The 12,491-nt window shown below is 62.1% G+C and carries 11 protein-coding genes; 3 read left to right on the forward strand and 8 right to left on the reverse strand.

What is annotated here, in order from left to right; all coding sequences use genetic code 11:
* Nucleotides 1-134 precede the first annotated feature (134 nt).
* Genes ACZK2R_RS13680 through ACZK2R_RS13690 form a run of 3 tightly spaced genes read left to right on the forward strand, consistent with a single transcriptional unit; the run spans nt 135 to nt 2,825 of the window.
* Complete coding sequence (locus ACZK2R_RS13680) at nt 135-806, forward strand: hypothetical protein (protein ID WP_125893930.1); 672 nt, start codon at nt 135-137, stop codon at nt 804-806.
* A gap of 40 nt (nt 807-846) precedes the next feature.
* Complete coding sequence (locus tag ACZK2R_RS13685) at nt 847-1,500, forward strand: hypothetical protein (RefSeq protein WP_049436610.1); 654 nt, start codon at nt 847-849, stop codon at nt 1,498-1,500.
* Nucleotides 1,497-2,825, forward strand: a complete 1,329-nt coding sequence (locus tag ACZK2R_RS13690) for an XVIPCD domain-containing protein (RefSeq protein ID WP_180837949.1) — start codon at nt 1,497-1,499, stop codon at nt 2,823-2,825. The genes ACZK2R_RS13685 and ACZK2R_RS13690 overlap by 4 nt, the downstream gene beginning before the upstream one ends.
* A gap of 54 nt (nt 2,826-2,879) precedes the next feature.
* Here the strand turns inward: ACZK2R_RS13690 and ACZK2R_RS13695 are convergent, their stop codons facing one another.
* From ACZK2R_RS13695 to ACZK2R_RS13730, 8 genes are all read right to left on the reverse strand, one after another.
* The gene (locus ACZK2R_RS13695; RefSeq protein WP_180837948.1) at nt 2,880-4,079 is read right to left on the reverse strand and encodes a hypothetical protein; all 1,200 of its coding nucleotides are present in this window, start codon (nt 4,077-4,079) and stop codon (nt 2,880-2,882) included.
* 97 nt (nt 4,080-4,176) lie between these two features.
* Entirely contained in the window at nt 4,177-5,184 is a 1,008-nt protein-coding gene (locus tag ACZK2R_RS13700; protein ID WP_125893925.1) for an XVIPCD domain-containing protein, read from the reverse strand.
* 57 nt (nt 5,185-5,241) lie between these two features.
* Nucleotides 5,242-5,778: a hypothetical protein gene (locus ACZK2R_RS13705; protein WP_010484878.1), complete on the reverse strand. Its 537-nt coding sequence runs from the start codon at nt 5,776-5,778 to the stop codon at nt 5,242-5,244.
* A 733-nt stretch (nt 5,779-6,511) separates the two neighbouring features.
* Nucleotides 6,512-7,060, reverse strand: a complete 549-nt coding sequence (locus ACZK2R_RS13710) for a DUF4189 domain-containing protein (RefSeq protein WP_237707004.1) — start codon at nt 7,058-7,060, stop codon at nt 6,512-6,514.
* 341 nt (nt 7,061-7,401) lie between these two features.
* Nucleotides 7,402-7,944, reverse strand: a complete 543-nt coding sequence (locus ACZK2R_RS13715) for a DUF4189 domain-containing protein (protein WP_125893923.1) — start codon at nt 7,942-7,944, stop codon at nt 7,402-7,404.
* A gap of 39 nt (nt 7,945-7,983) precedes the next feature.
* Entirely contained in the window at nt 7,984-9,132 is a 1,149-nt protein-coding gene (locus ACZK2R_RS13720; protein ID WP_125893921.1) for a TrbL/VirB6 family protein, read from the reverse strand.
* Between the two features lie 61 nt (nt 9,133-9,193).
* Nucleotides 9,194-10,045, reverse strand: coding sequence for a hypothetical protein (locus ACZK2R_RS13725; protein ID WP_125893919.1), 852 nt, complete (start codon nt 10,043-10,045; stop codon nt 9,194-9,196).
* Nucleotides 10,042-12,489, reverse strand: coding sequence for a VirB4 family type IV secretion/conjugal transfer ATPase (locus tag ACZK2R_RS13730; protein WP_125893917.1), 2,448 nt, complete (start codon nt 12,487-12,489; stop codon nt 10,042-10,044). The genes ACZK2R_RS13725 and ACZK2R_RS13730 overlap by 4 nt, the downstream gene beginning before the upstream one ends.
* Between the last annotated feature and the right edge of the window lie 2 nt (nt 12,490-12,491).

The raw sequence follows: 12,491 nt of genomic DNA on the forward strand, positions 1-12,491 counted from the left end.
GCTGCAATCGATTCGCCGGAATACACCGCATCGGGCGCGTCAAAAAGCCGTCGCGGCGGTGGCGCAGCGTTCCTGACACGCTCCATAATCGAGAAACCTGTCACCCAGGAAGGATATATGGACATGGACGCACGATGCAGGATCAGGCCATGGGAGTAGCGCTCCCTGAAAGGAAAAGGCAGCCGCTGCTGGCGTTGCTCGCCCTTATCCCACTGGCCGCATGCTCGCCCTATGCTGATGCCGAGCGCGACGTCGCCGCTGGTGGGCGCGGCCTGGCCAAACTCAACCCATCACCGCAGCAAGGCTACGAGCTGGTGCTGACACTGAAGGATGCCCCCGGTCCCTTCGCGGTGGTCGAGGGCGTTGCCCAGTACGACGCACGCAACTATGCAGCATGTGGGCGGATCGTACCTGCAACGGGCACTGCGGGCCGCATCACCAGTCAGGAACCTATCGCACTGCGCCAGGTGGGCGAGAACGAATACCGCGGCACGTTCTACCTCGACCGCATGCAGGACGAGGATTACTACGGGCGTGGTGTCTGCCATTGGGCGCTGACGGGAGTCGGTGCGATGTTGCGCGCTACGACCGGCGAGGCGGATACGCGATTCCTGACGTTCATCGACAAGGAGCGCATGGACGCGGGGAGCCGGGTGACGCGGCACTACCCACGCGCCGACTACCCCCGAATCGAAGAGATCACCGGATACGGAGCGAGCGGCGAGGAAGATCCTTCCAGCTATCGCGCCGATCTGCGCAATGCGTTGTTCTCAACCACCACCACTGTGCAGAAGCTCATGCCATGAGCCGCCAGTTCCACAACCCCTACCCCCAAGGAGGCCGACATTGCGCCACAAGATGATTCCGTGCCTTGCTCTGCTTCTGTTGACCGCCTGCAACCCGGAGACCGCCATGAACCAGGAACGTGCCGCTGCTGAAGCCGATGTCGCCCAGGGTGGGCGCGGCCTCGCCAAGCTCAACCCCAGCCCGCGCAAGGCCTATGAACTGGTACTGCGCCTGAAGGATGCACCCGGCGATTTCGCACTGGTCAAGGGCGTAGCGCAGTACGACGTCACCAACGAAGACCAGTGCGGCCACATCGAGCCGGCCACCGGCACAGCCGCACGTATCACCAGCCAGGAACCGGTGGAGCTGCGCAAGGTCGCTGAGGGCGAGTACCGCGGCACGCTGTATGTGGACCGCATGCTGGATGAGGACTACTACGGTCGTGGCGTCTGCAAGTGGGAGTTCACCGGTGCCGGGGCAATGCTGAAGGCGACGGGTGCCGAAGAAGAGACCCGCTTCCTCACTTTCGTCGACGCCAAGCCGCTGACCGAAGGTGGCGCCCATACGCTCTACTATCCGGATCTGGTCTATCCGAAGGCAGATCGCGTTCCCAACTTCCCAGCCAGTGGCGAGCCCGATCGCAGCAACTACGCCCCTGATCTGCAGGACAAGCTGTTTACGATCACCCTCTCCGCAAGTGAGGTGGCGCCGTGACCATCACCTCTCAGGACTACGCCGCGTTATCCAATGACGCCTACAAGGATCGGGCCGTCGGCCGACGTGAACCCGGCCAAGAAGAAAAAGTCACGTTAAACGGCCATGAGTACAAGATACTTGAGCATGTCAACAATCGTCTCAACGGCTATCAGGGCACCGTCTATCAGCGCGTAGACACCAAAGAGATCGTCATTGCGCATCGTGGCACCGAGCAGATCGCTCGCGATGCGATTCTGACCGACGGCGGCATGGTGGTTGCGCGCACCAACGTGCAGGCGCCTGACGCGATTGCTTTGACACAGAGGACGCTCGAAGGCGCCGCGCTTCAATCCCGCTTGAACGGTGTGCCCGCGCCCCAGGTCACCGTCACAGGCCACTCCCTCGGCGGTGCCCTGGCCCAGATCACCTCGCACCACTTCAACGTCAAGGGCGAGACCTTCAATGCCTACGGCGCGGTCAGCCTCAGCTACCGCATTCCGGAAGGCGGCAACACCATGATCAACCACGTCATGGCCTCCGATCCGGTCAGCGCTGCCTCGCCGCACTTTGGCCAGGTCCGCATCTACGCCAAGCCCGACGAGATCAAGACGCTGGCAGCGAACGGCTTCAGCAATCACGCCCTGCGTGATCTGATTCCAGACCGTCCGATCATCGCGGCCACCAGTTCATTCGGCGCGCACAAACTGGGCAACTTCCTCAACGAAGGCTCGGTGCTGAAGCACCCGGAAACGCAGAAGCTGGCGAAAGACAACGCCAAGATGATCGAGGAGTACCGCGACGACGTGGAATCACTGCGTCGTGGCGTCACCCGCGCGGCACGCGGCATCCCTGGCGGCGCCATCGATCTGTACGACCACATCCGCGGCCCGCTGCAGCCCGGTGAACCAGCACGCCGCGAAGCAGAGAAGAACGGCCATCACACCAGCATGCTGCGCATGGACGATGCCAATCACCTGGGCAACCCGCTGTTCAACGACGCGATCCGTGGCGTGCATGCGCAGGACGTTCGCGTCGGCCGCGTGCCGGATGTGATGAGTACGCAGTTGGCCGGTAGCCTGGCGGCGGAGATGCACGCTGCAGGCGGCAAGCGCATCGACGAGGTGGTGATGAATGCCGACGCCTCGCGCAGCTTCGCGGTGCAGGGCCAGGGCGGCGACCCGGCGCATCTGCGCGTGTCGGTGGACACGGCCGTGGCGATGAACACCCCGCTGGAGCAGAGCAGCCAGCGCATTGATCAGCAAGCTGCGGGACAGCGCCTGGCACAGGACCGCGATCAACAACTGGAACAACAGCAGAACCAGACCCGCAGCATGCAGGCCTGATGAACAGCGCGGGAGCCGGTCAATCCAGCTCCCGCGTCACTTCGGCCCTCTGCCTCAGGGGCTGGAGGCCGCGACCGGCGCGGACGCACTGGCGATCACGAACAGATCCGGCCCGGAATCCGGGAAGCCACCACAGGCGCGATCACCCGGCGCTACCGGATCACAGGGCCACTGCGCCCGCGCGACCTTTTCGCGCAGCTCGAAGCGATCCCCAGTCCAGACCACGAAGGCCAGGTGCTCGCGGTTCCAGTCACTGTAGGCACGCGGACCGCCCTTCTGCGCCGTCTCCGGGTACTGCACGAACCAGCGCATGGCCGGGCCGTACTGCAACTTGCTGTGGTCCAGGCTGATCCGGCCGTCGCGCGACAGCTGCCGCGCACGATCGGCCTCCGTCACCTGGGGCATGGCCGGCATGGCATCGGCGGTCACATCCCTCGGCGCGGCGTCCCCGCGAACCTGGTACACACGCTGGCCCACATAAGCCTCGCGGCAGTCACCCGCTGGCACACGCACCGGCTCCGCGCCGTACTCATCGCGGTTGGCAACCTGGTCGCTGCAGGTGAACGGTGCCGCCACCAGGTAGAACGTGCTGTCGGCGTCGCGTCCTTCCAGCGAGCGCACCCAGATGTCGCCCATCCGCGCGATGAAGTCCGGGCGCTGGCCGTAGCCCGGCACCGCCTTGAACCAAACCTTCTGTTGCACCTCACGCTCGCGCCAGCTGCGCGGCAGGTGGATGTCCTGCTGGGGCAGCGCGACCAGCAGCGCGGCCAGATGCGCCGGCATCGTGCCCTGGCAGGCGCCGATCAGCAGCTCGCCCTGGGCCGCCAGCCGCCCAGCCAGATCCACCGGGCAGCGGGCACCAAGCGCACGCTCGGTCGCCTGCTCGGGCGGCAACGGCGCGATGACCAAGGCGGGTGGCGCGGGAGCTACCGCCGGGACGGCTGGCTCGACGACGGCAGGCGGTGCAGCGACAGGCGCCGCCGCGGGTGCAACGGGCGCAGGCGTCGGGTCTGCAACCGGCGCCGCGGCAACGGCTTCAGACGGCATGGGTGCTGCAACAGACGCCGTCCCTGCAGGCACGTCAACGGTTGGCTCGGCAGCCGGGGGCGTCTCCACGACGGGTGCCGCGGCCTCCTGAGCCTGTGCCGACGCTACGGCAAGTCCAAGTGACAGCAGCCAGAGCGGCGGCAGGCGGCGCACGGATGCATTGCAGCGGGCAGCGGCGTGCCGGGCATTCGAGGGAACGATTCGCATGTGGTGTCCTTCCGAGTGGGTTTCCATGTCGGCGCCACAGGGCGCCACGCGTCGTACGTAAAGCGCCGGCGGGTCCCCTGCCCGCCGGCATCAGGTGTTACAGGGATCGAGAACGCTGCTCCTGCTCGCGGGCGAGCGCGGCCGCCGGGTCCTGCTGGGCGACACTGGCAGCCAGCTGCTGGCTGCTCTGCGCCAGCGGCTGCTGGGCGGCCTGCTCCCGGTCAACGGACGCACGCAGCATCGCCGGATCTCCCAGCGTGCCCTGCACCGCAAACAGCGTGCGCCCGTCGTTGCCCGCCAGCAGATGATCGATACGCGACAGGCCGGCCTTCTGCGCACTCAACGCCAGCGCGCCGGCGGCGTTGTCCAGTTCCTGTTCACTGCGCAGTCCGCTCTGCACCCCCATCTGCTGCAGGTGCTGGCGTGCCCCCTGGAACAGGGCGTGTCCCGGCTCGCCCGGCTGCGACATGTCGCGCAGGGTGGCCTGCTGCGCCGGCGCCCCTACTTCGCCCCGCTCCAGCCGCGCCATCACATCAGGCGTCAGCTTCTGCTGCCACGCATCGAATCGCTGCTGGCGGGCCTCGATGCCGTTAAGGCCACCATTGATCGCGCGCGTCGCTTCGCGCACATCCTCGCGCGCCGCCTCCGGCACGCGCGTTTGCCACTGCCACACCGCAATACGGCCCGCATGCTCAGGCTGCGCGGCCAGCTCCGGTTGATTCACCAGATCCAGATCCAGCGCCTTGCCGGCACGCTCATAGTTTTCCTTGCCGACCAGCGGCAGATAGCCGCGGCCGTGATACTTCAATGCGTCGCCGGGCGCATCATTGCCCATGCGCCCGCCATACATCAGTTCGGCCAGGCTCTCCGGCCGCCCACGCAGCGCCTCCTGGCGGGCGCTCTCCAGCGCGGCGTTGCCATTGCGCCACGCAGCTTCCACCGGGATCTGCGAGATTCCCCGGGTGAAGTTGAAACTTTCATTGAGCCGGCTCAAGCCGCGCGACTCGTGCCCTGCCTGGGCCATGAAATTGGCCAGTTCAAGCGGGGAGTCGATGCCGGCTTTGGTCGCCTGCCGCAACAGCTGCGACTCTCTATCGGTCGACACAGTGCAACTCCTGAATCTTCATCAGCGCGGATTCCCTTCCGCCGGTTGGAGCTTGGCTCATGGAAGCGACACCTCGGCGACACTGGACGGGTCGAAGTCCTCGAACCGCACCCTGCCCAGCTCCGCCACCGAGTAATCCCGGATGTTGGTCGCTTCGGTCTCGATATCCACGACCTTGCGTCTCACCCCGTCCACCCAGCAGGCCTTGTCCGCGGGCGCATAGCGGAACCGGTAGGTGCTGCTCCAGCGCTCGCGGCTACCGCCGTTGGTGATCACGCTGAAGGTGCCCTCCTCGACCATTGCATACGCAAAAGGGTCGCCGGCCAAGCCACCTCGGGTGGAACACGGCACCAGCTTGTCGTTGCGCGCGGCCAGCTGCCAGCGCCCCCGCCCGTCACCGCGTAGCAACAGCAGCACCCGGTTCGGTCCGTGTTGGCCGGGCACCAGCCCTTCCGGCGTCGGCTGGTCGATGACCAGCAGCTGATACTCGATGCCATCGCCGTTGAGCTCGCCCCTGACGGCTTCCAGCAGGTTCGCACCGGACGGAACAAATGCCAGGGCATCGTCCATGTGTGCGCCAACCCTGTCTTCCATCCCCTCCCACTCCTTCAATATCGTCCCGCCGATGCTCGCGTCGTAGGCGGGCATAGTGGCGTTGCCCAGTCGCGTCAGTCACCCTGCAGATGCGGATGATAGCTCCGGGAGCACCATGGCAGCGTCGGTGGCATGCGTCACCCGTTGAGCGGAGGGACAGGGTCCTCATGGACGGGAAAGCTCCTGCAATCGGTAGCGCCGAAGCGTCATTTTTCTGACGCCAGGAGAGCTTAGCGCGAGGAGGTCGCTTGCGTCGAAGATCGAAAGCTTGAAATGGCGCTACCAGTCACAGAATCGGGGACCGCATCCACGAAGCAAGACGGGCGCAGGCGGCGCAACACCCCCAAATCGCCTGTAGCTTCACATGCAGTTGTTGAATGCCAGAGGACAGGCTTTCGCATCGGCGTCGATACATTCTCCCACTGCCTTTTCCTCCGCCTCGGGCAGCGTCCGGCCGCGTACGCCTGATATCTCTTGAAAAGTGGAATAGCACACGCGACGTAGACGGATCTGCATTGTGCTCCCGCCGCAGCTCTGCAGTCCCGCAAGGCAATCTAAGTTGCCCAGCTTACCGTACTAGCATTAACGCATTTCGTCCCAGTGAACATCAGCGCAGTAGAAGAGACTGCTGAGACACATTCAGCCGGAAGTAGGCGCGCAGCATTTTATGCCGTGGCTCTCCAACGACAACATTCTTCGAGACTATACCAGCGAGCCCGCCGACACATTTACATCAAAATTCTTCAAAAATAGGCTTGGTACAGTTTTCATACAGCACCGCGCACTTCCCGCTCACATCATTCTTGCACTTGGAGTGCGCCATTATCAGCGCCATTTCCGGCGTAGCTCCACGCCCCAGCGCCGACATTCCACGACCCGTCTTCCCACTTGGAATGACCCAAGCCACACACTGATTTCGATACGCCAAACTGACGGAGCAATCGGCGGCACCAGTTGAACTGCACTTCCGCAACGCCTCTTGCTCTGCCGCTAGCTGTGACCGAAGGCCAGTCGATGCTCCTGCGTCCTGAGTAGACCGGGACTCGGCGATTGCCCCCCAAGTCTTTATCCACCGCCCCGTCGGAGAGTTTGCGGGCAATTCGGAAATCCCGCCACTCGATGTGCTACTCGGTGCGCCACTTGGAATGGGGGCACAACCGCGGGCGCCCTGACCTCCAATCGGATAGTACCCTGGCGGACAATTGCCTTCAGCGAACGCAACTTCGGTCAATGAGACGAGAAGAAAGAAGAAAAGAATCACCCATTGCTTTGCTCCATTCATGAAACTGTCCTCACCCCCTTCTCATTGGACCAGCTGGACGGCACCGGAATTGGCATTCCCCCTAAGACCAGCGGCTGACGGCACCGAATCGCCTCCGCCATACAATCGTGGACTGACCACCTGCCCCACACCACCAACATCAGCTTGCGTCACAGAAGGCGAACTCGGTTTATAGCTCTGCCCGCCCGTCGAACCCGGCGGCTGACCATTCGGGCCCGGCGATGCTCGGGAGGTGCGCGCTTGGCTGACCGTTTGGGGTACTCAGACAACGCATTGACTCGACCGGCGCGTGTACCTCCTGGTGTGCCATTGCTCTGATATTCCTTGCCGCATGCCCTTGATCAGAATTCATCAAACAAAGGCTTGGTACAGTTCGAATAGAACACTTCACACCGTCCTGCGCGATCATTGCGGCACATTGCTTCCGAAGCGACAAGCGCCAACTCGGGGGTAGCCCCTGTCCCAAGTCCCGCACGTCCAGTACCGGATCGTCCGCTTGGAATGACCCAGGAAATACACTGGTTGAAATAGCTCATGCTGACCGTGCAGTCCCGGGCACCTGACGCTCCACACTTTGAAACTGCTTCGCGCTCGGCCTCATTCTTGGATCGCAACCCCGTTGAAACCCCTGCATCCTGAGTACTTTTCGACTCCGCAATTGCCCCCCAGGTCTTGGTCCATTTGCCAGTCGGAGTTGCGAGACGGATCTCAGAGGAGCCAGTGCTTCCAGTGGCACCTCCCGGAATCGGCGCACATCCGCGCGCCCCCTGCCCGCCAATAGGGTAATACCCGGGCGGGCAGTTTCCTTCTGCCCACGCACGATCAACACCACCCAATAGCAGCAGGCACGAGGCGAGCAATACCCAATGTGCAATCAACTTCATAGCGAACGTACCTCCACCGTCTCCAGCCAAGCGATCAAACTAGGCAATTCCTGAATTGGCGTTCCCTCTGAGGCCAGAAGACGGATGCTGAGGCTCATGTCCACCTTGCAATCTTGGCATTACCGCTTGTCCTCCACCCAACTGAGATCCCGCAGCTGAGGACGGTGCCTCTGGCTTGTAACTCTGACCACCGCCCGTCGAACCCGGCGGCTGACCATTCGGGCCCGGCGATGCAGGTACTGCACTACCGCCTATCTGCGAATATGCCATGAAGCTGCCCAATGTTCCCTGGAAGAACATCGCCGCCATTGGGGGCGCAGTCAGAATCAGCGTGGTCAGGATCAGGCCCATGCCGCCTTGCTGTAGCGCCATGCTCGACATACCTTCACTGAAATTCTGACCCATCAGCGTGCCCGTCAACGTGCTTCCCCAGAAGGCGAACGCAACCTTGGACACCATCTTCATCGCGATGCCGGTCATCGCTGCCAGAACCGCCATGGAGAACATCGTGCCTATGCCGTAGAGCAGCCACTTCTGGAACAGCTGCTTGGTCTGGTCAAACAGCAAGCACAGGATGAACAATGGCCCCAGGCCGATGAACAACGCCAGCGCGACCTCATACAGCAAAAGCATTGAGCCAGCTGTGACTGCCGGACCACCCGTGCCCATACCAATGAACCACATGGCACGGGTCTTCGCGTTGTCCAGCGTCACGTCGCTCATCACGTCCAGCGCGTCAACGCTGGATAGCGCCAGCTGCATGTAGCCCAGGTTCTCATCGATCAGATCCTCCGGTGAGTCCTTCTTCCCGGTCACGACGTAAGTGATCTCGTTCTTCACGTCATTGATGAGAAAGCCATGCATCTCGCGACCGAACATACCCATGGTCGTGGCAACCGACACGATCAGCGCGGCCTTGGCCATGTTGGTCACGAGCACCATCATCGAATCGCGGCTGCGACCGGTGGCGATCCGGAAACCCTGAATCAGCACCCAGAGCGTCATGAGAGTCAGTGCAATGCCACCGACCCACGCCATCATGCGTCCAAGCAGCTTGACGCCGTACTCCGCGATTTCCTTATGCAGGTAATCGAGGATCAGCCGGAAGAACACAAAGTCACCAATTGAGGATGACGCGTGCAGATTCTGCAGCATGTGCAGGGGGCCTTGCCCCAACATGGCATCCATCAGCCCAAGATCCATAACTTCACCTAGAATGTGATTGCAGCTCGACCGGAGCAGCGTCTAATCAGTTGGAGAGCGCTGCCTTCAGTGCCGCGGCCTTCACTACGGTACCGAGAGGTGACTGACCGGTACCCTTCAATGCGCGCTGCGCAAGAATCTGCTGCATCTTGGTCAGCGCCTGAATCTGCTTGTCATACCCTTCAGTCTTCTTTTCCCAGGTCGCAAAATCCGCCTGCATATAGGCGTCAGAAACGACTGCGTTCGCGGAGGCCTCCGCCATCGCACCCTCGCCGCTCCACAGATCGCGGATATCCTTGATCCTGTCCAGCACCTTGCGCATGTCGGGCATCGTCTTCTGCACAACTTCCACGGTCTCGTTGTACTTCTGATTCTCCATGACCTGGATTGCAGCGCAGATGTTGCGCTGCTGGGCTATGATGTCCCCACCCGGGCTCAAGTCCAACGCAGTGAGGATACCGCTCAGGCTCATGATATTGCCGGCACCGCAGCGCTCGGCGACATTCCACTCAAGCGGAACCGGCTCCAGCTTCACGCCTTGAGGCATCAATGGCGAGGCGATGATCTGATTGAACTTCGCCAGCTTCTGCGCCCAGTTCTGAGTTGTTTCCAGAAACCGTTGCGCCTGGGTACCGTACTCGAGCAGGGCTTCCCCCTGAGCGGTAAACGTATGGATCTCAGTCAGCGTGCTGTTGACGGTATTCAAGCCAACCTCAACCACCGGGATGGGGTATCCCTTCACAGGCAAGCTGAGCAATGCGGCGACGGAAATCGCCATGGCGGTGGAACGGAGCCGGGAGACTGCGCTCGGCGTTCTAGCAGTACGGGCAGTGGTTTCCATGTTCTTCTCCATCGAATTCAAGGGGCTTGCTGCGTTCACGTCCATTGCGACAGTCATGCTGCAACCTCCTTACTGTTGGATGCGGGCTTTCCGGAGCCCTTGCGGTTCTTGTAGAAATCTTCCAGCCACTGTTCCGGCGTCAGCTCATCCACCGTCACGCGTGCACGCACGGCGGCGGTCTGCAGGACGCGATGCATGATGTCGATGTTATCGGTCGACGCCGAGATCACCGACAGGATGTCGTCCATGCCGCGCAGGTTGAGCTGGCAGACACTGGACGCATGACCCTGCTTGACCAGGAAGCAACGCGAGCGCTCGTCCAAGGCGGTAACCACATTGAACTCGGCCTCGGTCAACTTCAGGCCATCCATGTAGTCGCTCTTGCTGGCATTCGGGTTCGGCAGCAGGATCAGGGTAGCGGTCTGCTCGATCAGGGCGGCGGAGATATCACTCTTCAGCGCGTCCTCCGGGCTCTGCGTGGCAAAGATGCCGAGACCGTTCTGCTTACGGATGGTCTTCTGCTTGTTCTTTGCGAACTCCTTCAGGCCACCCTCGCCATCCAGGATCTTCCAGAACTCGTCCATCACATAGATCAGCGGACGACCGTCGATCAGCGACTCCAGGCGGTGCAGCAGGTAGTTGATCACCGGCACGCGCACTTCAGGATTGTCGATGATGTCGGTGTAGTCGAAACCGATGATGTTGGCCTTGCTCAGGTCAACGGTATCCACGGGATTGTCGAACACCCAGCCCAGCGAATTGCTTGATGTCCAACGGCGCATGCGCGCGTAGAGGCCATCGTCGCCCATATTGGGCAGGCTCTTCTGGAAGTTGGTCATGCTGCGCAGGTGCATCGGCGTATCGAGCATGCTTTCCACCGCGCGGTAGATGTCCTCTTCTTCGCGGGCGCTGTATTCGCGCTTGCCGGCCAGCACCTTGATCAGGTCGGCCAGGAACTGCACGTTGGCTTCGCTGTTCTCGCACTGGAACGGGTTGAAGCCGGTCGGCGCGCCGTTCTCCAGGGCCAGATAGTTTCCTCCGCAGGCACGCACGAAGATCTCAGCACCGCGGTCCTTGTCGAAGAAGAAGATGGTCGGCGACGGCTCGTACTTCTGCACCTGGCTGAGCAGGAAGTTGATCAGCGCGGTCTTACCGGTACCGGACTTGCCGATCACCATGGTGTTGGCGATCGCCTTCTCGCCCAGCGAGTTTTCCGACGGATGGGTCGCGTGGAAATTGAAGTAGTACGGCTGGCCGTTGGTGGTCTGCAACGTGGTGACGCAGTCGCCCCACGGATTGTTGTGCTGCTTGCCGGTGGCGAAGTTGTGCAGCGGCGACAGGCCCAGGAAGTTCAGCGAACTGACATTGGCCAGGCGAGTGCGGTAGCGCCAGTTACCCGGCAGCTGCGAATAGAAGGACGAGGTAACCGCCAGGTCTTCCTTGGTCGACACGAATCCGGCGTTTGACAGCTCGGCACGGGTCGAGGCGACGTTCTGCGAAAGCTTGGCCTGCGTGTCGCCGTAGACCGCCATGATGAAGTGGTATTCACCCAGCACGAAGTTGCCCGACGACAGCTGATCCATGGCCTGGTCCAGCTCGACGATCTGGCTGACCGCCTTGTCGCCGGAGGAGATCATCATGCCCTTGGTGCGGTCGAGCACCTTCAGCGCATCCTGACGCCCCATCGGGCTGAACGAATGGGTGATGACGTACTCGTAATCCAGGTACTTCAGGCCGTTGAGGATGCCCGGGTAGGTCCCCTCGGCATACTCCTTGATGTTCAGGATGGCGCCAAAATGGTTGGCGCCATTGGGGGTGTTGATCGCAAAATCGCCGGTCTTGGCCGAGAACATGTGGCGGCTGACAGGCAGGTAATCCTTGATCGGCGCCGACAGCACCGGCACCGGCTCATCGATGCGATTGATCAGGTAGCCGAACAGCTCCAGCGTTTCCGAGAACACCACACCGTTCTTGGCTTCGTACATGCCCAGGCGATACGGCGCGTAGTCGCGGATCACGGCCTCGACGTTGCCGGCCAGTTCCATCAGCTTCTCGACCGCCTGCTCCTGCTCGGCGCGCAGCTTGTCTACGTTCGCCGACTTTTCGACAAAGCGCTTACCGGCCACCACCGGGCGGTAGATCATGGTCAGGTACAGCTCGTTCTGCATGATGCGCTGCGAGGACAACATGCCCATGTACTGGTCGGACACGTCCTGGTTGAAGCGCTGCTTGTAGCTGCTCTTGCCCTTCAGCGTGCGGCGGCGACGGATGTCGTGCACCCAGAAAGCGACGTTGACGAAGTCCGGTGCGCGCAGGGTCTGCAGCAGGCGGTTGAACGTGTTGTGGCGATGCTCGAGCTCCCACTCCTCACGGCCGACGAACGGCAGTCCTTCCAGATGCCAGGTCATCAGGTAGTCGCCGCCCGTGGTCTTGACCACGTTCGGAGCGACATGCGACGACAACGGGATGAACTCACTGATGGAGGTGTCAGGGCTGAACATAC

Source organism: Stenotrophomonas sp. 96582_Sma (genome assembly GCF_056480905.1).

Bases quoted from the DNA above. Each gene is read 5' to 3' on its own strand.
- ACZK2R_RS13720 (WP_125893921.1), bottom strand. From the start codon at position 9,132: ATGGATGCCATGTTGGGGCAAGGCCCCCTGCACATGCTGCAGAATCTG.
- ACZK2R_RS13710 (WP_237707004.1), bottom strand. From the start codon at position 7,060: ATGAATGGAGCAAAGCAATGGGTGATTCTTTTCTTCTTTCTTCTCGTC.
- ACZK2R_RS13725 (WP_125893919.1), bottom strand. From the start codon at position 10,045: ATGACTGTCGCAATGGACGTGAACGCAGCAAGCCCCTTGAATTCGATG.
- ACZK2R_RS13730 (WP_125893917.1), bottom strand. From the start codon at position 12,489: ATGTTCAGCCCTGACACCTCCATCAGTGAGTTCATCCCGTTGTCGTCG.
- ACZK2R_RS13695 (WP_180837948.1), bottom strand. From the start codon at position 4,079: ATGCGAATCGTTCCCTCGAATGCCCGGCACGCCGCTGCCCGCTGCAAT.
- ACZK2R_RS13680 (WP_125893930.1), top strand. From the start codon at position 135: ATGCAGGATCAGGCCATGGGAGTAGCGCTCCCTGAAAGGAAAAGGCAG.
- ACZK2R_RS13715 (WP_125893923.1), bottom strand. From the start codon at position 7,944: ATGAAGTTGATTGCACATTGGGTATTGCTCGCCTCGTGCCTGCTGCTA.
- ACZK2R_RS13705 (WP_010484878.1), bottom strand. From the start codon at position 5,778: ATGGAAGACAGGGTTGGCGCACACATGGACGATGCCCTGGCATTTGTT.